Origin of the sequence: Amycolatopsis sp. NPDC048633 (assembly GCF_040650695.1) — a bacterium.
GTDB lineage: Bacteria > Actinomycetota > Actinomycetes > Mycobacteriales > Pseudonocardiaceae > Amycolatopsis.
The window spans coordinates 38,282-60,555 of sequence record NZ_JBEZHS010000012.1 but is presented as its reverse complement, the minus strand read 5'-3'; the positions used below and the strand labels follow the sequence as shown (position 1 = coordinate 60,555).

Sequence of the window (22,274 nt, the reverse complement as noted above, 5' to 3'; positions counted from 1 at the left end):
TGACCTACGACGTCAGTAGCCGAATCGGCACAATCCGCGCGCAGACCGTTGACAACCCACCGGCGGGTGGCGTTCAATCCCGTGCACTATGACAACGTTGTCTCCCCCCGGCCGGGACCGGGACGGCGCCCCGCGCACCGCGAGCAGGCGAGCCACGATGAGCGACGTGGCCCGGCTGGCGGGCGTGAGCATCAAGACCGTCTCGCGCGTGGTCAACGACGAACCGGCGGTGCACCCGGACACCGCCGAGCGGGTCATGGCGGCCATCGAGCAGCTGGGGTTCCGGCGCAACCTGGGCGCGCGCAACCTGCGCCGCGGGTCGACGACCGGCACCATCGGGCTGATCGTCGAGGACGTCGGCAACCCCTTCTACTCCGAGCTGAACCGGGCGGTGGAGCGCATCGCGACGTCGTTCGGCCGCCAGGTGCTCACCGGCTCGTCCGAGGAGAACTCCGACCGCGAGCGCGAGCTCGTCCTGGAGTTCTGCGCGCGGCGGGTGGACGGCATCCTCGTCGTCCCGGCCGGCCTGCAGCACGGCTACCTGGTGCCGGAGATGCGCGCGGGCACGCCGGTGGTGTTCATCGACCGGCCGGCCGGCGACATCGTGGCCGACACCGTGTTGGTGGACAACCTCGGCGGCACCATCGAAGCCGTCACCCACCTGGCGAAGCACGGGCACCGGCGGATCGCGTTCCTCGGCGACAGCCCGGACATCTTCACCGCGGCCGAGCGCCTGCGCGGGTTCCGCGAGGGCTGCGTCCGCAACGGGATCTCCTACGACGAGTCCCTGGTCTCCATGCGGACGCCGACGCAGGAGGGCATCGGCGACGCCGTGAAGCGGCTGCTGCACGGCCCGGACGCGGCCACGGCGGTGATCGCGGGCAACAACCGGGTCGCCGTGCACCTGCTCCGCGCGCTCGCCCACGCCGAGTACCGCCCGGCGATGGTCGGCTTCGACGACTTCGAGCTGGCGGACCTGCTCGACCCGCCGGTCACCGTCGTCGCGCACGACGTGAGCGCCCTCGGCCACGCCGCGGCCGAGCTGCTCTTCGCGCGCGTCCAAGGAGATCAGTCCCCGCCCAGAAAGGTAGTCCTGCCCGTGCATCTCGTCGCCCGCGGTTCCGGTGAGGTCGCCCCGTGACCCTCGAACCCATCCGGCTCCCGGCCAACCAGCCGCCGCAGTTCTACCGCGGGGGCGACGCCATCGCGGCGCTGCGCGGCGCCTCGCCGGAGAAGAAGTTCGGCCCGGAGGACTGGGTCGCCTCGGTGAGCACCATGTTCGGCCAGGACACCAACGGCCTGACCCGGCTCCCCGACGGCGGCTGGCTGCGCGACGCCGTCGAGCGCGACGCCCCGGCGTGGCTCGGCGCCAAGCACGTCGAAGCGCTCGGGACGTCGACCGGCCTGCTGGTCAAGCTGCTCGACGCGGGCCAGCGGCTGCCCGTCCACTTCCACCCGTCGGACGCCTTCGCGAAGCAGCACTTCGACTCGCACTTCGGCAAGACCGAGGCGTGGATCGTGGTCGGCACCTACGGCGACGACCCGCGCGTCTACCCCGGCTTCAAGGAGACGCTGTCCAAGGACACGGTCTCCGAGTGGACGCGGGAGCAGGACGTGCCTTCGATGCTGGGCGCGTTGAACAGCATCCCGGTGACCGCCGGTGACACCGTCTACATCCCGGCCGGGCTGCCGCACGCGATCGGCGAGGGCGTGTTCGTCGTCGAGCTCCAGCAGCCGACGGACTTTTCGCTGACCATCGAGTGGCGGGACTTCCTGGCGTCGCCGGAGAAGGGCCACCTCGGCCTCGGCTTCGACACCGCGATCCAGGCGCTGGACACGTCCGGCTGGGACGCGGACCGGCTCGAAACCATCATCAAGCGCACGGCGGGCGACCCCGGCTCCACGGTGGACCTGCTGGCCGGCGGTTCGGAACAGTTCTTCCGAGCCGACCAGCTGCGCACGGACAAGGTGACAACGTTGTCACTCGATCCGTCGTTCTCGGTGCTGGTCGTCCTCGACGGCGAGGGCACGCTGCGCACCGAGCACGGCGGCGAACACGCGCTGGCGAAGGGCGACACGTACGTGGTCCCGTTCGACGCTGGCCAGACGGAACTGGCCGGCGCCGCGACGGTGATCCGCTGCCGGCCGCCGGCGCTGGAAGGACGGACGGGATGAGCGAAGTCCTGCTGGACGCGGTCGACCTGACGAAGCACTACGGCTCGGTCGAGGCGCTGCGCGGCGCATCGTTCCAGGCACGCGCGGGCGAAGTGACCGCGCTGATCGGCGACAACGGCGCCGGCAAGTCCACTTTGGTCAAGTGCCTCTCCGGCGCGGAACAGCCGACGTCGGGGAAGATCCTCCTCGACGGCGCCGAGGTGCGCTTCGACTCCCCCACCACGGCCCGGCGCCTCGGCATCGAGACCGTCTACCAGGATCTGGCCGTCGCCCCCGAGCTGGATCCGGCCGCGAACCTGTTCCTGGGCCGCGAAATCCACCGCAAAGGCATCCTCGGCAAGCTCGGCATGCTCGACAAGGCCGAGATGCGCCGCCGCGCGATCGAAGAGTTCCAGCGGCTGGGCGTGACGCTGCAGAGCACCGACGTCCCGATCGGCTCGCTGTCCGGCGGGCAGCGCCAGAGCGTCGCAGTCGCCCGCTCGGTCGTCTGGGCGTCGAAAGTCGTCTTCATGGACGAGCCGACGGCGGCACTGGGCGTCGTGCAGCGCGAGCGCGTGCTCGACGTCATCAAGAAGGTGCGCGACAAGGGCATCGCCGTCGTGCTGATCAGCCACAACATGCCCGAGGTGTTGTCGGTCGCCGACCGCGTCGAGGTGCTCCGGCTCGGCAAGCGCGTGGCCCGGTTCGCCGGGTCCGACACCAAGCTGGAAGACCTCGTCGCCGCGATGACCGGTGCCCTCGTGCAGGAGGAGGCCGCGTGAGCGCCCCCGAAATCCAGACCACCGTGGACGAGGGCTTCGGCAAGGTGCCTCTGCGCAAGCGCCTGGTCGGGGCCAACACGTTCTGGATCGCGCTGGTGCTGGTGGCGCTGATCATCGTGTTCAGCGTGCTCGCGCCGAACGCGTTCCCGACGCTGTACAACTTCCAGCTGCTGCTCATCGAGACCGCCGTGCTGCTGGTGCTCTCGGTCGGGATGACGTTCGTGATCATCACGTCCGGCATCGACCTGTCGGTGGGTTCGGTGCTCATCTTCGCCGGCATGGTCGGCGGCAAGACGATGGAGGCGATGTCCGGCGGCGACGCGGCGAACGCGGGCTGGGGCGTGATCATCACCGGGCTGGTCGTCGCGATCCTCGCCGGGACGGTGTGGGGCCTGATCAACGGCTTCCTCATCGCCGTCGCCGGCATCCCGCCGCTGATCGTCACGCTCGGCACGATGGGCGCGGCGCTCGGTGCGTCCCTGCTGATCAACAACGGCAGCGACGTCCGCACGGTCCCGGTCGTGCTGAACAAGGAGCTCGGCTACGGCACGTCGTTCGGCATCGTCCCGAACCTGGTGCTGATCGCCGTGGTGATCACCCTGGTCGGCGCCTGGCTGCTGCACACCACGAAGTTCGGCCGCTACACCTTCGCCATCGGGTCGAACGCCGAAGGCGCGCGGCGGGCCGGCATCGGCGTCACCGCGCACCTGATGAAGGTGTACACGCTGACCGGCGTCCTGGCCGGGCTCGCCGGGTTCCTCTCGCTGGCGTACTACAACTCGACCACCATCACCGGGCACACCAGCGACAACCTCAACGCCATCGCCGCCACGGTGATGGGCGGGACGAGCCTCTTCGGCGGCGTCGGCTCGGTGCTCGGCACGGTGATCGGCGTCTTCATCCCGGCGGTGCTGAAGAAGGGCTTCAACATCACCGGCGTCCCGGACTTCTGGCAGATGATCGCGGTCGGCGCGGTGCTGATCGCGGCGGTCTGGTTCGACCAGCGGCGCCGTCGCCAACGCAACTCCCGCTGAATCCCCCTGAGTACAAAGAGGTGCTTACGATGAAGCTGACCAAGACGCTCGCCGCGGCCGGGGCGCTGGCGTCCGCCGCCGCGCTGCTCACCGCCTGCGGTTCGGGCACGGTGGGCGAGACCGGCTCCGGCACCAGCCCGGCGAACTCGGCCAACGCCAAGAAGCTGGCGCTGATCCCGGGCGTGCAGGCCGAGCCGTTCTACATCTCGCTGCAGTGCGGCGCGCAGGCCGAGGCGAAGAAGCTCGGCTACGAGCTGAGCACGCAGGCGCCCCAGAAGTTCGACGCGCCCCTGCAGACCCAGCTGGTCAACGCCCTCGGCGCGAACCCGCCGGCCGCGCTGCTCATCGCGCCGACCGACGACACGGCGATGCTGGCGCCGATCCAGCAGGTCAAGGCCCGCGGCGCGAAGATCGTGGAGGTCGACACCGCGCTCAAGGACACGAGCGTCGCGGCGTCGTCGATCTCCTCCGACAACGCCCAGGGCGGCAAGCTCGCCGCCCAGACGATGGGCAAGCTGGCCGGCGGCAAGGCCGGCTCGGTGCTGGTGCTCGACACCATCGCCGGCACGTCGACGACGGCGGCGCGCGCGAAGGGCTTCGAGGAGGAGCTCAAGAACACCCCGAACCTCAAGTCCATCGGCATCCAGTTCACCCAGAACGAGCCCGACCAGGCCGCGTCCAAGGTGACCGCGGCGCTCGCGGCCAACCCGGACCTCATCGGCGTCTTCGCGACCAACCTCAACACGGGCGAGGGCGCGGCGACCGGCCTGCGGAACTCGGGCAAGGTCGGCGCGGTGAACCTGGTCGGCTTCGACGCCAGCCCGTCCGAGGTCGAGGGCCTCAAGAGCGGCCAGTACCAGGCCCTGATCGCCCAGGACCCGGCCTCGATCGGCACCCAGGGCGTCCAGCAGGCCGTGGCGGCCATCGAGGGCAAGCCGGTGACGCGGAACCTGACCGCGGAGCTGCACTCGATCACCAAGGCGGACATGGACGCCAACTCGCAGTACTTCTACAAGCAGTCCTGCTGACCCCTGGTCCAGCGGCGGGGCCGTGCCGCGATCCGGCACGGTCCCGCCGCTTTCATTTTTCTGTCCGTCAACTCCATGTGATGGCTGTACGAACCGCTCACCAGGCAGTTTCACCAGGAGTGATCGCTCACTGCCGGTCACCGCGGTGAAGGAACCGCTCACCGCACGACCCGTTCCCCCGGACGGGTGTGCGGCGTCACACTCACTTGCACATGCATCGGCACATGCATGATCGCAGGGAGGGTGCGATGAACTACGAGCGACCGGCCATACACCGGACGATCTTCGCCGTGGACGTCGAGGGCTACGGCGACCAGCGCAGGACCACACCACACCGCTTGGCGTTGCGCGAAGGGCTGTACCACGCGCTGTTCCGGGCTTTCGACGACGCCGGCGTCCCGTGGCGGCACTGCCGGAGAGAGGACTGCGGGGACGGCGTCTTCGTCCTCGCCCCGGCGGAGATCCCCAAAGGACTCTTCGTCGAGTTCCTGCCCAACGCGCTCGCCGTGGCGCTGCACCGGCACAACCTGACCCACCACCCCGGGGCTCGGATCCGGCTCCGGATGGCGCTGCACGCGGGCGAGGTCGCCTTCGACGAGTTCGGCGTCACCGCGCCGGCGATCAACCAGACGTTCCGGCTCCTGGAAGCCGCGCCGCTGAAGGACGCGCTCAAGTCCTCGCGCGGCGTGCTGGCGCTGATCACGTCGGCCTGGTTCTTCGACGAGGTCGTCCGGCACAGCGACGGGCTCGACCCGACGACGTTCCGGCCGGTGCCGGTGGCGGTCAAGGAGACCCGCACGACCGGCTGGATCTCGCTGCCGGACCGGCCGTACCCCGCCGACGCGCGCCTGCTGGCCCCGGAGCGCGTCCCGGTCACGACCATCGCCGACTACCGCACCTGGCGCCGCTTCCGCCGCCACGCCCAGGTGCTGGCCGACCGCGACGACCCCGCGTAGCCGTAGGATCTGGTCCCCTGGACACCGCCGCCGACGGGAGGCCCGATGACCGTGCACCTGCGCCCGGCCTCCCGCGCCGACCCGCTGCCGGTGCTCGCCGCCGCCCGCCGGATCACCGACGACCTGCGCGACGGCCTCGCGGGCACCCGGGCCCGCCGCGCCGCGCACGGCCTGCGCCGGCTCTTCGGCGTCCCGGGGCTCGGCCTCACCGACCTGTCCGGCTCGCTGCTCTGGTCGGGGCGGCCGGGGCCGGACGCGGTCGTCGCGACGGTGCTGGACGGCGTGCTCCACACCGAGGAACCCGGCTCCGCGCCGGACGTCCTCGTGCTGCCGCTGCACGTCCACGACGAACTGGCCGGGGCGCTGCTGGTCGTCGGCGACGTCCGGGATGCCGTCGCCGGCCAAGCCGCCGACCTCGTCGTGCGGGCGCTGGAACGCGGCCGGCTCGAGGCGTCGGCGGAACAGGCGGCGCAGGCCGAACTGCGGGCGCTGCGGGCCGAGATGTCCCCGCACTTCGTCTACAACGCGCTGACCGTCATCGCGTCACTGGTGCGTTCGGACCCCGACCGCGCCCGCGACCTCATGCTCGACTTCGCCGACTACACCCGCTACAGCCTCGCGCGGCACGGCGAGTACACGGTGGTCGCCGAGGAGTTCCGCGCGATCGAGACGTACCTGGCGCTGCAGCGGGCGGTGCTCGGCGAACGGCTGCGCGTCCAGGTGCGGGTCGCGCCGGAGATCCTCGCCGTCGCCGTCCCGTACCTCGTGCTGGAGCCGTTGGTGGAGAACGCGATCCGGCACGGCATCGAGCCGCGGCCGGAAGCCGGGCTGGTCCAGGTGCACGGCCAGGCGGAAGGGAACGACTGCGTGATCTTCGTCGAGGACGACGGGGTCGGCATGGACCCGAAGCGGGTGGCGGACATCCTGGCCGGGCGCACCGGCGACGACGATGCCGCGGGGATGGGATTGGCCAATGTGGACAGACGGCTGCGGGACGTCTACGGCGCCTGGTACGGGCTGACCGTCGAGACCGAGGTCGGTGCGGGCACCCGCGTGGTCGTGCGGGTGCCGCGGTTCCAGCCGGGGGTGCTGCCGTGACCGGTCTGCGCGTCCTCGCCGTCGACGACCTCCGGCCCGCGTTGGACGAACTCTGCACCATGCTGCGCGAAGCGCCCGAAGTCGGCGAAGTCGTCGGCGCGGCCGACGCGCTGAAGGCGTTGAGGCTGCTTCAGGCCGACGGGTTCGATGCGGTGTTCCTCGACATCTCGATGCCGGGCCTCGACGGTCTCGAGCTCGCGTCGCTGCTGGCGAAGCTGAGCGAACCGCCGGTGATCGTGTTCGTCACGGCGCACAACGGGCACGCGGTGACGGCGTACGGCATCGGCGCCGTCGACTACCTGCTCAAACCGGTCCGCGCCGAACGGCTTTCCGCCGCGCTGGCGAAGGTGACGCGCAACGCGACGCCGTCGTCCCGCTCGACCCCGGACGCGATGGCGGCACTCCCGGTCGAGTCCGGCGGGCGCACTCGTTACGTCCGCCGCGACGACGTCCTGTTCGTCGAGGCCCACGGCGACTACGTCCGGCTGCACACCCGCGGCGGCGTGCACCTGGTGCGGATGCCGATCTCGCGGCTCGAGGAGTACTGGGAGGGCACCGGGTTCAGCCGGGTCCACCGCGGGTTCCTGCTCGCGGTGGGGGCGGTGCTGGAGCTGCGGAGTGACTCGGCGGGCGGCCTGCTGGCCCACACCGAGGCGGGCGACGTCCCGGTCAGCCGCCGGCACGCGAGGGACTTGCGGGACCGGCTGCTGGAAGCCGCCCAACGGGGTCAGCTCGGGCCGGGCCCGCGATGAGCAGGATCCGGCGGGTAGCCGTCACGAGCCCGCAGACGCGGCTCGCCCACGCCCGGCGCCGCTCCCGTCACCGCTGGCGCCAGCCCCGCCTCCCCGTGGGCGACACCCAGCGCGCGACGGCGCTGTACCGCGCCCAGCGCCGCCACGGCATCCCCGCGCTCGTCCTCATGTTCGCGCTGCTGCTCGGCCTGCCCGGGGTGTTCGCGATCTTCCCCGGCCTGGACACCGTGCGGCTGCTGGGGATCCCGGTGTCCTGGCTGATGATCGCGGTGCTCCCGTACCCGTCGATGGCCCTGCTGGCCCGCTGGCAGCTGCGCCGCGCCGAGCGCCTCGAGGACGACCAGTGACCCGAGCGCCCCAATGTGGCCTTCGGTGCGCTCAACGCACCGAAGGCCGCCTTGGGTGCGTTGAACGCAACCAAGGCCACATTGGGGCGCATGAGAGCGGAGCCGGCTAGTGGGGGTCGCGCTCGCCGTCGCGCCGGTCGTGCTCATGACGCTGCTCATCGGCGTCCGCGGGGTCGCCGCCATGCGCACGACGTCGGACTTCCTCGTGGCCTCCCGGCGGATCTCCCCGCTGGTCAACTCGGCCGCCGTCTCCGGCGAATACCTGTCGGCGGCGTCCTTCCTCGGCGTCGCCGGGCTCGTCGTCAAGGACGGCATCGGGGCGCTCTGGTACCCGGTCGGCTTCACCGCCGGCTACATCGCCATGCTCGTGCTGGTCGCCGCGCCGATGCGGCGCTCGGGCGCGCTGACCGTCCCCGACTTCGCCGAGGCCCGCCTCAACTCCCCCGCGCTGCGCCGCCTCACCGCGGTTGTCGTGCTCGTGATCGGCACCATCTACGTCGTCCCGCAGTTCCGCACCGCCGGCCTGGTTCTCACCGCGGTGGGCGGCACGCCGTACTGGGTCGGCGTCGTCCTGGCCGGCGCCGCGGTGAGCATCACCCTCGCCCTGGGCGGGATGCGCGCCGCGACGTACGTGCAGGCGTTCCAGTTCGTGCTGAAGCTGCTGCTGTTCCTCATTCCGGCGATCTGGCTGGTGCTGCAGGCCGGCGCGGTCAACCGGGCCGACGCGCTGAACCCCGTCGAGTTCACCCACTTCGCCCGCGAGACGCCGGTGAAGTTCGAGGTCGACGTCACCATGGAGATCCGCGAGCCGACCGCCGTGCACCGCAACGGCGTCGCGGAAACCCTGTCCCCGGGCGAATTCACCGCGCACAGCCAGGACGAAGTCGTGTTCGGCGAAGGCACCGCGGTCCCGGCGGTCCGCGGCGGCGCCCCGCTCGGCGGCGCCGACTGGCAGCGGCCGCTGCTCGACCTCGGCGACCAGGGCTACCCGCTGCTCGGCACGTGGGCCGTGCTGATCGCGACCATGCTCGGCACGATGGGCCTGCCGCACGTGCTCATGCGCTTCCACACCAGCCCGGACGGCCGCGCCGCCCGCCGCACCGCCGCGATCACGGTGGCGCTGCTCGGAATCTTCTACCTCTTCCCCGGCGTCTACGGCGTTCTCGGCCGGGTGCTCGTCCCCGGGCTGTACCTGTCCGGCGCGACGGACACCGTGGTCGTCGCGCTGCCGTACCAAGTGGACAGTGGCTGGGCCGGCGGCCTCTTCACGGCGTTGCTCACCGCGGGCGCGTTCGCCGCCTTCCTGGCGACGTCGCTCGGCCTGCTGCTGGTGATGTCCGGCGCGATCGCGCACGACCTCGTGCCCGGCGGGCTGCGGCGGCTGCGGATCGCCGTGTTCGGTGTCGCCGGCGTGATGGTGCTGCTGGCGCTGCGTTCGGCCGAGCTCGACGCCGGGGTGCTCGTCACGTGGGGCTTCACCGTGGCCGCGTCGACGTTCTGCCCGCTGCTCGTGCTCGGCATCTGGTGGCCGCGGCTGACCGCGGCCGGCGGCATCGCCGGGGTGCTGACCGGCCTCGTCGCGTCGTCCGGCTCGATCCTGTTCGCCCTCGCCGGGCCGCCGCTGCACGGCTGGGTGGCGATCTTGGTGCAGCAACCGGCACCCTGGTCGGTGCCGCTCGCATTCGGCGTAATGGCGCTAGTCTCGCTACGGGGCCGGCCACCGGCCTGGTCGACGGCCGCCATGCTGCGCCTGCACCTGGACGAACCCCGTTCGACAGGACCCCGGGACCGTTCGTCAACCGTTCGTCGTCTGGCCCGGCTGTTGAGCCGCTGAATCTTCACGCGAGACTCACACGTCCCTACGGTGTCGCACGTCACTTTCCGCAACGTCGCAGGGAGCAGCGATGAGCACGACGGACACCGGCGGCGGGCCCCCGGACACGTCAGAGACCATCTGGGAACGAGCGCACGAAAGCACCGAGTTCCGCGAGCTGCGCAGCCGTCTGCGCCAGTTCGTCTTCCCGATGACGGCGGTTTTCCTCCTCTGGTACCTGCTCTACGTGCTCCTCGCGGACTACGCGCACGGCTTCATGAGCACGAAGGTGTTCGGCAACATCAACATCGGCCTGATCTTCGGCCTGCTGCAGTTCGTCTCGACGTTCGTGATCACCGGCCTCTACGTCCGGTACGCGAACCGGAAGCTGGACCCGATCGCCGAGAAGATCCGTGAGGACATCGAAGGCGAATCCGCGAAGGAGCAGGCATGACGAACATCGCCGCGGGTGTGGAAGGCAGCAACCCGCTCCTCAACATCCTCATCTTCGCCGCCTTCGTGGTCATCACGCTGGTGATCGTGTTCCGGGCCAGCCGCAACACGAAGACGGCGTCGGACTACTACGCCGCCGGTCGCGCGTTCACCGGTCCCCAGAACGGCATCGCGATCTCGGGTGACTACCTGTCGGCGGCGTCGTTCCTCGGCATCGCGGGCGCGATCGCCATCAACGGCTACGACGGCTTCCTCTACTCCATCGGCTTCCTCGTCGCGTGGCTCGTCGCGCTGCTGCTGGTCGCGGAACTGCTGCGCAACACCGGCAAGTTCACGATGGGCGACGTCCTCGCGTTCCGCATGAAGCAGCGGCCGGTGCGGGCCGCGGCCGCGACGTCGACGCTGATCGTGTCGTTCTTCTACCTGCTGGCGCAGATGGCCGGCGCCGGTGGTCTCGTCGCACTGCTGCTCGGCGTCGAAGGCGGTGGCGCGCAGGCCCTGGTGATCGCCGTGGTCGGCATCATCATGATCGCCTACGTCCTGATCGGCGGCATGAAGGGCACCACCTGGGTGCAGATCATCAAGGCCGCGCTGCTGATCGTCGGCGCGCTCGTGATCACCCTGTGGGTGCTCGGCAAGTACAACTTCAACTTCTCCAGCCTGCTGCAGGCCGCCGTCGACAAGGCGGGCAAGGCCGGGGAGACGCTGCTCGGCCCGGGCAAGCAATACGGCGCCACCGGGACGTCCAAGCTGGACTTCTTCTCCCTCGGCATCGCGCTGGTGCTGGGCACCGCGGGCCTGCCGCACGTGCTGATGCGCTTCTACACGGTGCCGACGGCTCGCGACGCGCGCCGCTCGGTGGTCTGGGCGATCGTGCTGATCGGCGTGTTCTACCTGTTCACGCTGGTCCTCGGCTACGGCGCCGGTGCGCTCGTCGGACCCGACGTGATCAAGAAGGCGCCGGGCGGGGTCAACTCCGCGGCCCCGCTGCTCGCGCTCGAGCTGGGCGGTCCGGTGCTGCTGGGCCTGATCTCCGCGGTCGCGTTCGCGACGATCCTCGCGGTGGTCGCCGGCCTGACGATCACGGCGTCCGCGTCCTTCGCGCACGACGTCTACGCGAACGTCGTCAAGCGGGGCAAGACGTCGCCGGACTCGGAGGTGAAGGTCGCCCGGATCACCGCGGTGGTGATCGGCGCCCTCGCGATCGGCGGCGGCATCCTGGCCAACGGGCAGAACGTCGCGTTCCTCGTGGCGCTCGCGTTCGCGGTGGCGGCGTCGGCGAACCTGCCGACGATCCTCTACTCGCTGTTCTGGAAGCGATTCAACACCCAGGGCGCGCTGTGGTCGATCTACGGCGGCCTGGCCATCACGATCGTGCTGATCGTGTTCTCGCCGGCGGTGTCCGGCAAGAGCACGTCGATGATCAAGACCGTGGACTTCGCCTGGTTCCCGCTGAGCAACCCCGGCCTCGTCTCGATCCCGGCCGCGTTCTTCCTGGGCTGGCTGGGCACGGTCCTGTCCAAGGAGCACAACGCGAAGAAGTACGCCGAGATGGAGGTCCGTTCCCTGACCGGCGCGGGCGCGGAGAAGGCCGTCTCGCACTGACGGCCCCCGAGACACCGAAGGCCGTCGCGAGTCACCCTCGCGGCGGCCTTCGGCCATTCAGTAGGGCAGCTTCCCCGCGGCGACGCCCGCGACGACCGCTTCGAACTGCTTGCGGACGTACTGCCACAACCCGCCGCCCAGGGAGATCCGGGCGACCCCCAGCTCGGCGAGCCCGGCGAGGCCGGGGCTGCCCGGCCACGCCGGCACGTTGACGGCGCCGCCGACGCCCGGCACGAACTCCGCGATCACCTCGGGCGTGCGCAGGTGGATCGGGTAGACGCAGTCGGCGCCCGCCTCGAGGTAGGCCTTCGCCCGGGCGACGCCGTCGGCGAGGTGGTCCTTCGGGTCGACACCGCGGAAGGAGTCGACGCGGGCGTTGATCACCAGTCCGTCACCCGCCGCCTCGCGCAGGGCGGCGATGCGCTCCGCCTGCTCGGCGACCGGCCGCACCCCGCCCGTGGCGTGGTCGGTGTCCTCGAAGTTGCAGCCGACGGCCCCGGCGTCGAGCAGCCGCCCCGCCAGCTCGGCGCCGGACAGGCCGTAGCCCGACTCGGCGTCGACGGTCACGGGGATGCCCACCGCATTCGCGATGCGCTTCGCCGCGGCGAACATCTCCTCGACGGGGGCCTCTTCGCCGTCGGGGAAGCCGAGCGCGGAAGCCACGGCGACCGAGCTGGTCGCCACGACCGGGAACCCGGCGGCCTCGACGAGCCGGGCGGTGTCGGCGTCCCACACGTTCGGCAGCACCAGCGGCTTGCCGGGCACGTGCAGCGCCTTGAGCGCGGCGGCGGTCACGCGTCGCGCTTCGGGAGCGGGCTGTGGCTGGTGACGGCCACGCGGTTCCAGCTGTTGATCGCGATGACCTCCCACGCGACCGCGCGGTACTGGTCCTCGGTCAGCACCTTCGTCGCCCGCTCGTAGACGTCGTCGGGCACGCTCTGGGTCGCCGACAGCTTGGTCATCGCCTCGGTGAGGGTGAGGGCGGCCTCTTCCTCTTCGGTGAACAGGTCGGTCTCGCGCCAGCCGTCGAGCACGAACAGCCGGCGGGCCGACACGCCCTGCTCGAGAGCGTCGCGGCTGTGCATGTCGAGGCAGAACGCGCAGCCGTTGAGCTGGGAGGCCCGCATCCGCACCAGTTCGATCAGCTTGGGGTCGACGCCCGCGTTCGCGGCGGCCTTGTTCACCTCGGCCTGCAGGTTCGCCATCGCCTGGTAGATCTCGGGCGCGCGCCCGAGACTGATTCGCTTCGTCATGTGTCCACGCTAGCCCGCACTGGTCCACCGGTATGGTCCAGTGACATGGCAGATTCGTGGTCCAGTTCCGGGATCGACGTCCACCTCGGCTGGCAGCCGTCGACGGGCCGGAACGGCCTCGCGGCGGCGATCCGCGAGGCCATCCGCGAGGGCCGGTGGCAGGCGGGCGCGGCGGTGCCTTCGACCCGTTCCCTGGCCCACGACCTGGGCGTCGCCCGCGGCACGGTCACGCGGGTGTACGCCGACCTGGCCGCCGAGGGGTACCTGCGCACGGCCCAGGGCGCGCCGACCCGCGTGGCGACGGCGGGCTCGCTCCCCCAGTCCGCGCCGCGGCAGGCACCCCGCGACCCGGCGCCGCGCTGGGACCTGCGGCCGGGCCGCCCGGACCTGACGGCGTTCCCCCGCCAGGCGTGGATCACCGCGACCCGGCGGGCCTTGCTGCGGACGCCGGCGGCGGCGTTCGGCTACGAGTCGGCGCTGGGCACACCCGAGCTGCGGGACACCCTCGCCGGCTACCTCGCCCGGGCCCGCGGGGTGGTCGCCGACCCGGCGCGGATCGTCGTGTGCCACGGGTATTCGCACGCCATCGCCGTGCTGTCCCGGGCCCTTGCCGACCTGGGCAGCGGCGAAATGGCGTTCGAGGACCCGTCCCTGGAGATGTACCGCTCGATCGCGGCGGCCCAGGGCCAGCGGGTCGTCGGCGTCCCGGTCGACGAGCACGGCCTCGACGTGTCCGCTTTGGACAGTCCGGCGGTGGTCGTGACGGCGGCGCACCAGTACCCCACCGGCGTCACGCTGGCCCCGCCCCGGCGGGCGGCCCTGGCCCGCTGGGCGACCGAGTCGGGGGCGTTCGTGCTGGAGGACGACTACGACGGCGAGTTCCGCTTCGACCGCCAGCAGGTCGGGGCGCTGCAGGCGCTGGCGCCGGAGCGGGTGGTGTACGCGGGGACGGCGAGCAAGACCCTGGCGCCGGCCCTGCGGCTGGCGTGGCTGGTGCTGCCACGGACGCTGGTGGAGCCGGTCCGCGCGGCGATGGCCGGCAGCGGCTCGCGGCCGGCGGTGCTGAACCAGCTGGCCCTGGCCGAGCTGATCGACTCGGGCGCGTACGACCGGCACGTCCGCCGCAGCCGCGCCGAGTACCGCTCCCGCCGCGCCCGGCTGCTGGCGGCGCTGCCGGACTCGGTGCGGCCGCAGGGCATCGCGGCCGGCCTGCACCTGCTGCTGATCCTCCCGCCGGACGGCCCGTCGGAGGCCACGGCCCTGGCGGCCTGCCGCCGCCGCGCGCTCGGCATCGAGGGCCTGGACGGCTACTGGATGACCCCGGACCGCCCGGGAGGCCTGATAGTCGGCTACGCAGCGACCCCGAAACACGCGTTCGCCGGCGCAACCCAGACTCTGGTGGAAGCCCTCTGGGAAATCACCGCTTGATCTTGCCCCCGGCCACCCGAGATCCGGCTCGAATCACGCAAGTCCCGCCCCCAGTCACGCAAGTCCCGCCCCCAGTCACGCAAGTCCCGCCCCCAACCACGCAAGTCCCGCCCCCACCCACACAAACCGACCCTCCAAGCACGCGAGCCGATCGCCTGGGTACGCGAGTCGACCCTTCAATCACGCGAGTCGACCTCCCAATCACACGTGATGCCCGAGCGGGCCACCTCCGAGCCGGGAGGTGGCCCGCGGTCGCTGTCAGAACCAGCAGCCGGGCCGGACGCGGAGGAGTTCGGTCCGCAGCGACGGCGTCCCGTCGACCGGCGCCGGGTCGTCCGCGGTCGGCTCGATCCCGCCGGCGGCCACGCGATCCAGGGTCTTCAGCCCTTCGGTGCCGACCGTGCCGAACACCGTGTAGTCCGGCCGCAGCGCGGAATCGCCGTAGACGACGAAGAACTGCGAGCCGTTCGTGTCCGGCCCCGCGTTCGCCATCGCCAGCAACCCGCGCGCGTAGACCTTGCGCGCGCCGGTCGGGTCGGTCGGCGACGGCGGCAGGTCGACCGGCAGCTCGTCCTTGTACTTGTAGCCCGGCCCGCCCTCGCCGGTCGCGCTCGGGTCGCCGCACTGCAGGACCTTCAACGTCGGGTAAGTGGTCAGCCGGTGGCACACCGTGTGGTCGTAGAACCGGTGGTTCGCCAGGTGCAGGAAGCTCTGCACGGTGCACGGCGCCTTCGCGCGATCGAGCCGCAGCGGCAGCGCGCCCTGGCTGGTCGGGACGGCGACGTCGACCTTGCCGTGGCTCGGCGTGTGCCGCGGGTCGGGCGGCAGCGGAACCGGCCGCGCGGGCGGTTCGTCCGGGGTCTCGGTGTACTGGCACGGCCCGTGCGTCGTCTTCGGCGGTGGCGCGTCGGCCGCGGTGGCGACGCCGTTGCCGGCCACGAACAACGCGCCTGCCGCCAGCGCCGTGACGAGTGTCTTCTTCATCCTGCACGCCCTCCCAGTGATCGCCCGGTTCCGGAGCGCCCCGCAGTCTAGGGCCCGGCACCGACGACAAGAACCGGCGAAAGTCGCCCATGTCAGCCGGTCGGGTGAACCTCGGCGCCCGAGCCCCGGAAATTGTCGGACCCCCGGAGCACGATGGCCATCACGCGGCAGAACGCCGCCCGGCGAAGGGGGAGACATGACGGTGCACGTGGTCAACCGCAGGAGAAACGCTGTGGCGGCAAGGTATCCGGAGGCGGTGGTCGTGGACGTGACGTCGCGCGGGCCAGAGCCGTGGGTGCGGTTCAGCCCGTTCTACCCGCACGGCGGCATCCCGGTGCCGTACTCACCGGGGGTGGAGAGCGCGTCGGTCGAGGGGATCTGGCAAGCGCTGAAAGTCTTTCGCGGCACGGGAATCGACGAGGAGAAGCTGAAAGTCAAGTCGATGAAGGGGCTGAAGCGCACGGTCCGCAAGTACGGCGAAGTGGTCGGCCACCGCGCCGGCGTGGCGGGCACCGAACTGCTGGCGTACGAGCAGGCCCGAAGACGGATATACCTGCCGTCCTACCGCTGGGTGCTGGAGAACAGGCTGGCCGACCTGGTCACCGAGCTCCGCGAAACGAGCGCCGAGCGCGACATCGTCCTGCTGGACTACACGACCAACGGCGCCGTCGAGGACCTGGCGAAACCGTTGTCCCACGCGGCCTTGCTGCGCGCGCACCTCGCCGGGGAGTGGCCGTGGACGCTGTGACTTCGGCACTCGCCCGGATCCGGGACGTACTCGGCGACCGGGTACGCGCCTGGCTCGCCAATGGCCGTATCGCCGGAATCCGCAACCGACTCACCATCGGCCGCGGCCTGGTTCCGCGCGTCGCGTCCCGGCTCACCGCCGGCTGTTCCTCAGCTCCGCAGGTCCGCGATCAGCTCGTCGGCGGCGGCGAACGGATCGATCTCCCGAGCCACCACGCGCTCGGCCACCCCGGCGAGCCGTCCCCCGCCCCGCAAGTCCGCGAGCTCGGCCCGCAACCGGCGCACGGCGATGGCCTCGACCTCGTCACGCGCCCGCGCGACCCGGCGCCGGGCCAGCTCGTCGTGTTCCACCAGCCAGTCGTGGTGCGCGGCCAGCGCCCGCACGACCTCGTCGACGCCCTCGCCCTTCGCCGCGACCGTCCGCACGATCGGCTGGCGCCAGCTCGCGCCCCGGATCTCGCGGCGCACCAGCGAGATCATCTGCTTGAGGTCGTGCACCGTCGCGTCCGCGCCCTCGCGGTCGGCCTTGTTCACGACGAAGACGTCGGCGATCTCCAGCACCCCGGCCTTCGCGGCCTGGATGCCGTCGCCCATCCCCGGCGCGAGCAGCACCACCGTGGTGTCGGCCAGCTTCACGACGTCCACTTCGGACTGTCCGACGCCGACGGTCTCGATCAGCACCACGTCGAAGCCGGCGGCGTCGAGCACGCGCACCGCCTGTGGGGTCGCCCACGACAGCCCGCCGAGGTGCCCGCGCGTGGCCATCGAACGGATGAACACGCCGGGGTCGGTGGCGTGCTCGGTCATCCGGATCCGGTCGCCGAGCAGCGCGCCGCCCGAAAACGGCGAAGACGGGTCGATCGCGAGCACCCCGACCCGCTTGCCTTCCGCGCGCAACGCGGTGAGCAGCGCCGACGTCGAAGTCGACTTGCCGACGCCGGGTGGCCCGGTGAGCCCGACGACCCGGGCCCGCCCGGTGTGCGGGGTCAGCGCCCGGGCGATCTCGGCGACGCGGGGGTGGGCGTCCTCGACGAGCGACAGCAGCCGCGCGACGGCACGGGGCTGCCCGTCCCGCGCGCGGCCGACCAGGTCGTCGAGGTCGAGTGCGCCGGCCACTTACGCGGACGGCACCCGCAGCAGGAGGGCGTCGCCCTGGCCGCCGCCACCGCACAGCGCGGCCGCGCCGAGCCCGCCACCGCGACGGGTCAGCTCGTGGATCAGGTGCACGGCGAGCCGGGCCCCGGAGGCGCCGATCGGGTGGCCGAGGGCGATGGCACCGCCGTTGACGTTGACCTTCTCCGGGTCGAGGCCGAGCTTCTCGGTGGACACGAGCCCGACCGCGGCGAAGGCCTCGTTGATCTCGACGAGGTCGAGCGCGTCGACGCCGAGGTTCGCCTTCGCCAGCGCGGCGAGGATGGCGTTCGACGGCTGCTCGTGCAGGCTGGCGTCCGGCCCGGCGACCACACCGTGCGCGCCGATCTCGGCGATCGCCGTGAGGCCCAGCTCCTCGGCCTTCGCCTTGCTGGCCACGACGACCGCGGCAGCACCGTCGGAGATCTGCGAGGCCGAGCCCGCGGTGATGGTGCCGTCGGAGGCGAAGGCGGGGCGCAGCTTGGCGAGGCCTTCGGCGGTGGTGTCGGCGCGGACGCCCTCGTCGGTGTCGAAAACCACCGGGTCACCCTTGCGCTGCGGGATGGAGACCGGCGCGATCTCGTCGGCGAAGTAGCCGTTCTTGATCGCCTCGGCCGCGCGCTGGTGCGAGCGGGCGGAGAACGCGTCCTGCTGCTCGCGGGTGACGCCGTAGCGGGAGTTGTACTTCTCCGTCGAGGCGCCCATGGCGACCTGGTCGAAGGCGCAGAAGAGCCCGTCGTAGGCCATGTGGTCGACGAGCGTGGTGTCGCCGTACTTGAAGCCGGAGCGGGACTTGGGCAGCAGGTGCGGCGCCTGGGTCATCGACTCCTGGCCGCCGGCGACGACGATGTCGAACTCGCCGGCGCGGATCAGCTGGTCGGCGAGCGCGATGGCGTCGAGGCCGGAGAGGCAGACCTTGTTGATCGTCAGGGCGGGCACGCTCATCGGGATGCCCGCGGCGACCGCGGCCTGGCGAGCCGGGATCTGGCCGGCGCCGGCGGTCAGCACCTGGCCCATGATCGTGTACTGCACCGCGTCCGGGGCGACCCCGGCGCGTTCGAGGGCCGCCTTGATCGCGACCCCGCCCAGCTGTGCCCCCGTGAAGTCCTTGAGGGATCCGAGCAAGCGCCCGATCGGTGTACGGGCGGCACCCAGGATCACGGAACCGGACACGGCGTCCTCCAAGCTTCGGCGCATGGGCAGTTTTTCCGACCATACCCGGAGGGCGGGCTTCTTGATGGAGCCAGTGTGAGGCGGGGCACGCGACGATTCTGGGGGAACGCCGGGCGGGCGCCGCCTATCCTGCCCCCATGAATGACGCCCTGCGGCCGTTCGTGACGGCCATCGACCACGTCGGCATCGCGGTCCCGGACCTGGACGCGGCCATCGAGTTCCACCGCGCGCACTTCGGCCTCGAAGTGGCGCACGAGGAGGTGAACGAGGAGCAGGGAGTGCGGGAGGCGATGCTGCGCGCACCCGGCACGGCGGGCACGGAGACCCAGATCCAGCTGTTGGCCCCGCTGCGCGACGACTCGGCGATCGGCAAGTTCCTGGCCAAGAGCGGCCCGGGGCTGCAGCAGCTGGCGTACCGCGTGTCCGATGTGGACGCGGCGTCGGCGGCACTGCGCGAGCAGGGCCTGCGCCTGCTGTACGAGGCGGCGAAGCGCGGAACGTCGAACAGCCGGGTGAACTTCATCCACCCGAAGGACGCGGGCGGCGTCCTGGTGGAGCTGGTGGAGCCGGCCGAGGACGGCGCGGCGCACTGACGCGGACCCGTTCCGGCGCAACAACTCCGGCGCGAGGAACCTGCACGCTCATGACAAGAGGGCGCGGCCTCAGGCCGAGAAGGGCGGCGGGTACGCGGGTCAGCCGCGGAGCGGAGGGTGCGCGGTTCAGCCGCAGGGCGGAGGGTGCGCGGTCAGCGGTGGCGGCGGCGAGTTCGGCGGCGAGCCGCCGCCTGCCCGCGGGCGGCACCATCGCGCCCTGGTCATGCCGAGTCCGGCTGCTCCCCGACGCGTCGGGGAGCACGTCCGGGCCGGAGCCGCGGGCGCACGGCCCCGGCCCCGGCTAAGCCGGCGGCGTCTTCGAGACGAGGGCGTCGGCGATGAACGTCAGCTCGCCGTCGAACTCGGCGGGCAGGTCGTCGTCGGAGTGGCGGGCCGTGGCGTGCCGGTGGCTGACCGCGCGGGCCAGCAGGCCCGATGCGCGGTCGACGTCGGCCGCGGGCACGCCGCCGCCCGTTGCCGCCAGGATCACCGCGTGGACCTGGCGCACCAGGACCTGGAAGCGCTCGTGGAGGGCGTCGCGGACGACGTGGTGGGTGTCGGCCTCGCGCCAGAGCAGGTGCGAGAGCCCGAGCGACCGGCTGAAGCGGTGGTCGAGTTCGCGGACGAGCCGCCGCAGGCTGCCCACGAGGTCGCCCGGGACGACGACCACGGCCGGCTCGATGCGCTCGTCGGGCAGGCGCTCGACGAGCGCCGTGAGCAGGTCCGCCTTGTGCCGGAAGTAGTAGTGCACCAGCCCCTTCGGCACCCCGGCCCGCTCCGCGATGCGGGAGGTCGGGGTGGCGTCGAAGCCGGACTCGGCGAAGAGCGCCTCGGCGGCGCAGAGAATGCGCTCCTTCGCCGAATCCTCGGTCATCCGGGTGCCTCCTGGTTCGCCGAAACCGTCAGTGCTGACCTGCCGTGCGGTGCGCGGCGCTCGCGACCGGCATCGCTGCCGCGCCGGCGATGACCGTCAGCACCCCGGCGATCCAGGACGTCCAGGAAGCGCCGTTGAACTCGGTGTACGCCAGCACCCACGGCGCGATGAAGAACAGCACGCCGAGCGCGATCTGGATGCCTTCGCCGTAGACCATGCCCGGCATCGCCAGCGACACCAGGCCGTCGAGTGCGATCAACGCGCCCAGGACGACCATCGTCCACATCGCGGTCGAGTCCGTGCTCAGCCAAAGGGGTGAAAGAGCGGCGACGACCCCGATGACGACCTCGGCCCAATCATGGGGCCGGGCCCATGCGCGCGTAGAGACTTCACTCATTCGTGCTCACCTCCGTCGGTGAAACTGCTGGTCGGGTGGGTGTTCCCACTGCCGATGGTCCGCTTGACTGGCCAGCCGGTCAAGACTGATCGGTCACAGTTCGACGTGTAATCGTGCTGTCCGTCTCGTACAGTTGTGTGCGCGAGTTACCGGCGAGTAATTTCTGCCGCCAACGCCGTTGACCCCCATCTCCGCGGAGGAACCGATGACGCAGCTCGGCGAGATCCAGCAAGCCATCCTGAACGGCGAGTCCGCCGAGGTCGGCTCGTTGCCCGTGCCCGAGAGCTACCGCGGGGTGACCGTGCACGCCGACGAGGTCGACATGTTCGAGGGCCTCGAGAGCCGGGACAAGGACCCGCGCAAGTCGCTGCACGTCGACGACGTCCCCGTCCCCGAGCTCGGCCCGGGCGAGGCGCTGGTCGCGGTGATGGCGAGCGCCATCAACTACAACACCGTGTGGACGTCGATCTTCGAGCCGATCCCCACGTTCAAGTTCCTGAAGAAGTACGGGAAGCTCTCGCCGCTGGCCAAGCGGCACGACCTGCCCTACCACGTCGTCGGGTCCGACCTGTCCGGCGTCGTGCTGCGCACCGGTGTCGGCGTGCACAACTGGAAGCCGGGCGACGAGGTCGTCGCGCACTGCCTGAACGTCGAGCTGGAGAGCCCGGACGGGCACAACGACACGATGCTCGACACCGAGCAGCGGATCTGGGGCTTCGAGACGAACTTCGGCGGCCTCGCCGAAGTCGCGCTGGTCAAGTCGAACCAGCTGATGCCGAAGCCGGACCACCTCACCTGGGAGGAGGCCGCCTCCCCCGGGCTGGTCAACTCCACCGCCTACCGGCAGCTGGTCTCGCGCAACGGCGCCGACATGAAGCAGGGTGACGTCGTCCTGATCTGGGGCGCTTCGGGCGGCCTCGGCTCCTACGCGACGCAGTACGCGCTGAACGGCGGGGCCATCCCGGTGTGCGTCGTGTCCAGCCCGGAGAAGGCCGCGATCTGCCGCAAGCTCGGCGCCGAGCTGATCATCGACCGCAGCGCCGAGGCCTACAAGTTCTGGAAGAGCGACACCGAGCAGGACCCGAAGGAGTGGCAGCGCCTCGGCGCGAAGATCCGCGAGCTGACCGGCGGCGAGGACCCGGACATCGTGTTCGAGCACCCGGGCCGGGAGACGTTCGGTGCCTCGGTCTACGCCGCGCGCAAGGGCGGCACGATCGTCACCTGCGCGTCGACCTCGGGTTACATGCACCAGTACGACAACCGCTACCTGTGGATGAACCTGAAGCGGATCATCGGCTCCCACTTCGCGAACTACCGCGAGTCCTGGGAGGCGAACCGGCTGATCGCGAAGGGCCTCATCCACCCGACGCTGTCGAAGACGTACTCGCTCGAGGAGACCGGGCAGGCCGCGCTGGACGTCCACCGCAACGCGCACCAGGGCAAGGTCGGCGTGCTCGCGCTCGCGCCGCAGGAAGGGCTCGGCGTCCGGGACGAGGAGAAGCGCGCGAAGCACCTCGAGGGGATCAACGCGTTCCGCGGCGCCTAGCCGCGACGACCAGGCCGGATCCGGGTGTCGGGAACCGCCCGGATCCGGCCCGATCCGGCAAGATCCTTTCGCCGCATCAGACGCCACTTTCGGCGCAGGCCCCGGGTGCTCACCCTTTGGTGACCG

Annotated in this window: 23 protein-coding genes; 16 read left to right on the top strand and 7 right to left on the bottom strand. The window is 71.4% G+C overall.

All coding sequences use genetic code 11. From position 1 onward, the window contains the following. Positions 1–157 precede the first annotated feature (157 nt). The 12 genes from AB0C38_RS22385 (at position 158) to AB0C38_RS22330 (ending at position 12,022) form a co-directional block, all read left to right on the top strand. Positions 158–1,141: a LacI family DNA-binding transcriptional regulator gene (locus AB0C38_RS22385; RefSeq protein WP_086673103.1), complete on the top strand. Its 984-nt coding sequence runs from the start codon at positions 158–160 to the stop codon at positions 1,139–1,141. Then, complete coding sequence (locus AB0C38_RS22380) at positions 1,138–2,175, top strand: class I mannose-6-phosphate isomerase (RefSeq protein ID WP_360676364.1); 1,038 nt, start codon at positions 1,138–1,140, stop codon at positions 2,173–2,175. The genes AB0C38_RS22385 and AB0C38_RS22380 overlap by 4 nt, the downstream gene beginning before the upstream one ends. Beyond that, positions 2,172–2,936: an ATP-binding cassette domain-containing protein gene (locus AB0C38_RS22375; RefSeq protein WP_360676361.1), complete on the top strand. Its 765-nt coding sequence runs from the start codon at positions 2,172–2,174 to the stop codon at positions 2,934–2,936. Before AB0C38_RS22380 ends, AB0C38_RS22375 begins: the two co-directional genes overlap by 4 nt. After that, complete coding sequence (locus tag AB0C38_RS22370) at positions 2,933–3,970, top strand: ABC transporter permease (RefSeq protein ID WP_360676358.1); 1,038 nt, start codon at positions 2,933–2,935, stop codon at positions 3,968–3,970. Before AB0C38_RS22375 ends, AB0C38_RS22370 begins: the two co-directional genes overlap by 4 nt. A gap of 29 nt (positions 3,971–3,999) precedes the next feature. Further along, positions 4,000–4,998, top strand: coding sequence for an ABC transporter substrate-binding protein (locus tag AB0C38_RS22365; RefSeq protein ID WP_360676355.1), 999 nt, complete (start codon positions 4,000–4,002; stop codon positions 4,996–4,998). A 248-nt stretch (positions 4,999–5,246) separates the two neighbouring features. Further along, entirely contained in the window at positions 5,247–5,954 is a 708-nt protein-coding gene (locus AB0C38_RS22360) for a hypothetical protein (protein ID WP_360676352.1), read from the top strand. Between the two features lie 45 nt (positions 5,955–5,999). Beyond that, the gene (locus AB0C38_RS22355; protein ID WP_360676349.1) at positions 6,000–7,052 is read left to right on the top strand and encodes a histidine kinase; all 1,053 of its coding nucleotides are present in this window, start codon (positions 6,000–6,002) and stop codon (positions 7,050–7,052) included. After that, a complete protein-coding gene (locus AB0C38_RS22350) occupies positions 7,049–7,804 on the top strand; it encodes a LytTR family DNA-binding domain-containing protein (protein WP_360676346.1) in 756 nt (251 codons plus the stop codon). Before AB0C38_RS22355 ends, AB0C38_RS22350 begins: the two co-directional genes overlap by 4 nt. Further along, positions 7,801–8,151, top strand: a complete 351-nt coding sequence (locus tag AB0C38_RS22345) for a hypothetical protein (protein WP_360676343.1) — start codon at positions 7,801–7,803, stop codon at positions 8,149–8,151. Before AB0C38_RS22350 ends, AB0C38_RS22345 begins: the two co-directional genes overlap by 4 nt. Positions 8,152–8,260: 109 nt before the next feature. After that, positions 8,261–9,985, top strand: coding sequence for a cation acetate symporter (locus tag AB0C38_RS22340; RefSeq protein ID WP_360676340.1), 1,725 nt, complete (start codon positions 8,261–8,263; stop codon positions 9,983–9,985). Between the two features lie 70 nt (positions 9,986–10,055). Next, the gene (locus AB0C38_RS22335) at positions 10,056–10,418 is read left to right on the top strand and encodes a DUF485 domain-containing protein (protein ID WP_360676337.1); all 363 of its coding nucleotides are present in this window, start codon (positions 10,056–10,058) and stop codon (positions 10,416–10,418) included. Next, the gene (locus AB0C38_RS22330) at positions 10,415–12,022 is read left to right on the top strand and encodes a cation acetate symporter (RefSeq protein ID WP_360676334.1); all 1,608 of its coding nucleotides are present in this window, start codon (positions 10,415–10,417) and stop codon (positions 12,020–12,022) included. The genes AB0C38_RS22335 and AB0C38_RS22330 overlap by 4 nt, the downstream gene beginning before the upstream one ends. A 57-nt stretch (positions 12,023–12,079) precedes the next feature. Here the strand turns inward: AB0C38_RS22330 and AB0C38_RS22325 are convergent, their stop codons facing one another. Then, positions 12,080–12,817 (bottom strand): isocitrate lyase/phosphoenolpyruvate mutase family protein, encoded by a 738-nt coding sequence (locus AB0C38_RS22325; RefSeq protein ID WP_360676332.1) that lies wholly within the window; start codon positions 12,815–12,817, stop codon positions 12,080–12,082. After that, positions 12,814–13,275 (bottom strand): carboxymuconolactone decarboxylase family protein, encoded by a 462-nt coding sequence (locus AB0C38_RS22320; RefSeq protein ID WP_360676330.1) that lies wholly within the window; start codon positions 13,273–13,275, stop codon positions 12,814–12,816. Before AB0C38_RS22320 ends, AB0C38_RS22325 begins: the two co-directional genes overlap by 4 nt. Before the next feature lie 45 nt (positions 13,276–13,320). On the opposite strand from AB0C38_RS22320, the gene AB0C38_RS22315 reads away from it, so the two are divergent. Further along, positions 13,321–14,703 (top strand): PLP-dependent aminotransferase family protein, encoded by a 1,383-nt coding sequence (locus AB0C38_RS22315; RefSeq protein WP_360676327.1) that lies wholly within the window; start codon positions 13,321–13,323, stop codon positions 14,701–14,703. A 258-nt stretch (positions 14,704–14,961) separates the two neighbouring features. Here the strand turns inward: AB0C38_RS22315 and AB0C38_RS22310 are convergent, their stop codons facing one another. Beyond that, complete coding sequence (locus AB0C38_RS22310) at positions 14,962–15,687, bottom strand: peptidylprolyl isomerase (RefSeq protein ID WP_360676324.1); 726 nt, start codon at positions 15,685–15,687, stop codon at positions 14,962–14,964. A gap of 196 nt (positions 15,688–15,883) precedes the next feature. Here AB0C38_RS22310 and AB0C38_RS22305 point away from each other — a divergent pair, with 196 nt between their 5' ends. Continuing rightward, positions 15,884–16,435, top strand: a complete 552-nt coding sequence (locus AB0C38_RS22305) for a hypothetical protein (RefSeq protein ID WP_360676321.1) — start codon at positions 15,884–15,886, stop codon at positions 16,433–16,435. A gap of 149 nt (positions 16,436–16,584) precedes the next feature. Here AB0C38_RS22305 and meaB read toward each other — a convergent pair whose 3' ends face one another. Further along, positions 16,585–17,550: a methylmalonyl Co-A mutase-associated GTPase MeaB gene (gene meaB, locus AB0C38_RS22300; protein ID WP_360676318.1), complete on the bottom strand. Its 966-nt coding sequence runs from the start codon at positions 17,548–17,550 to the stop codon at positions 16,585–16,587. Next, positions 17,551–18,738, bottom strand: a complete 1,188-nt coding sequence (locus AB0C38_RS22295) for an acetyl-CoA C-acetyltransferase (RefSeq protein ID WP_360676771.1) — start codon at positions 18,736–18,738, stop codon at positions 17,551–17,553. Between the two features lie 137 nt (positions 18,739–18,875). Between AB0C38_RS22295 and mce the strand changes: the two genes are divergently transcribed. Continuing rightward, complete coding sequence (gene mce, locus AB0C38_RS22290; protein WP_360676315.1) at positions 18,876–19,331, top strand: methylmalonyl-CoA epimerase; 456 nt, start codon at positions 18,876–18,878, stop codon at positions 19,329–19,331. Between the two features lie 301 nt (positions 19,332–19,632). On the opposite strand, the gene AB0C38_RS22285 is transcribed toward mce, so the two are convergent. Together AB0C38_RS22285 and AB0C38_RS22280 are read right to left on the bottom strand one after the other, a co-directional pair. Continuing rightward, positions 19,633–20,205, bottom strand: coding sequence for a TetR/AcrR family transcriptional regulator (locus AB0C38_RS22285; protein ID WP_360676312.1), 573 nt, complete (start codon positions 20,203–20,205; stop codon positions 19,633–19,635). A gap of 28 nt (positions 20,206–20,233) precedes the next feature. Beyond that, the gene (locus AB0C38_RS22280; protein WP_360676309.1) at positions 20,234–20,602 is read right to left on the bottom strand and encodes an SPW repeat protein; all 369 of its coding nucleotides are present in this window, start codon (positions 20,600–20,602) and stop codon (positions 20,234–20,236) included. A 205-nt stretch (positions 20,603–20,807) separates the two neighbouring features. On the opposite strand from AB0C38_RS22280, the gene ccrA reads away from it, so the two are divergent. Then, positions 20,808–22,148: a crotonyl-CoA carboxylase/reductase gene (gene ccrA / locus AB0C38_RS22275; protein ID WP_360676306.1), complete on the top strand. Its 1,341-nt coding sequence runs from the start codon at positions 20,808–20,810 to the stop codon at positions 22,146–22,148. Positions 22,149–22,274: the final 126 nt, after the last annotated feature.

Coding starts and splice junctions, on each gene's coding strand:
- AB0C38_RS22310 (WP_360676324.1), bottom strand. CDS start 15,687: ATGAAGAAGACACTCGTCACGGCGCTGGCGGCAGGCGCGTTGTTCGTG.
- AB0C38_RS22385 (WP_086673103.1), top strand. CDS start 158: ATGAGCGACGTGGCCCGGCTGGCGGGCGTGAGCATCAAGACCGTCTCG.
- AB0C38_RS22355 (WP_360676349.1), top strand. CDS start 6,000: ATGACCGTGCACCTGCGCCCGGCCTCCCGCGCCGACCCGCTGCCGGTG.
- AB0C38_RS22345 (WP_360676343.1), top strand. CDS start 7,801: ATGAGCAGGATCCGGCGGGTAGCCGTCACGAGCCCGCAGACGCGGCTC.
- AB0C38_RS22360 (WP_360676352.1), top strand. CDS start 5,247: ATGAACTACGAGCGACCGGCCATACACCGGACGATCTTCGCCGTGGAC.
- AB0C38_RS22330 (WP_360676334.1), top strand. CDS start 10,415: ATGACGAACATCGCCGCGGGTGTGGAAGGCAGCAACCCGCTCCTCAAC.
- AB0C38_RS22335 (WP_360676337.1), top strand. CDS start 10,056: ATGAGCACGACGGACACCGGCGGCGGGCCCCCGGACACGTCAGAGACC.
- AB0C38_RS22375 (WP_360676361.1), top strand. CDS start 2,172: ATGAGCGAAGTCCTGCTGGACGCGGTCGACCTGACGAAGCACTACGGC.
- AB0C38_RS22280 (WP_360676309.1), bottom strand. CDS start 20,602: ATGAGTGAAGTCTCTACGCGCGCATGGGCCCGGCCCCATGATTGGGCC.
- AB0C38_RS22315 (WP_360676327.1), top strand. CDS start 13,321: ATGGCAGATTCGTGGTCCAGTTCCGGGATCGACGTCCACCTCGGCTGG.
- ccrA (WP_360676306.1), top strand. CDS start 20,808: ATGACGCAGCTCGGCGAGATCCAGCAAGCCATCCTGAACGGCGAGTCC.
- mce (WP_360676315.1), top strand. CDS start 18,876: ATGAATGACGCCCTGCGGCCGTTCGTGACGGCCATCGACCACGTCGGC.
- AB0C38_RS22305 (WP_360676321.1), top strand. CDS start 15,884: ATGACGGTGCACGTGGTCAACCGCAGGAGAAACGCTGTGGCGGCAAGG.
- AB0C38_RS22320 (WP_360676330.1), bottom strand. CDS start 13,275: ATGACGAAGCGAATCAGTCTCGGGCGCGCGCCCGAGATCTACCAGGCG.
- AB0C38_RS22365 (WP_360676355.1), top strand. CDS start 4,000: ATGAAGCTGACCAAGACGCTCGCCGCGGCCGGGGCGCTGGCGTCCGCC.
- AB0C38_RS22285 (WP_360676312.1), bottom strand. CDS start 20,205: ATGACCGAGGATTCGGCGAAGGAGCGCATTCTCTGCGCCGCCGAGGCG.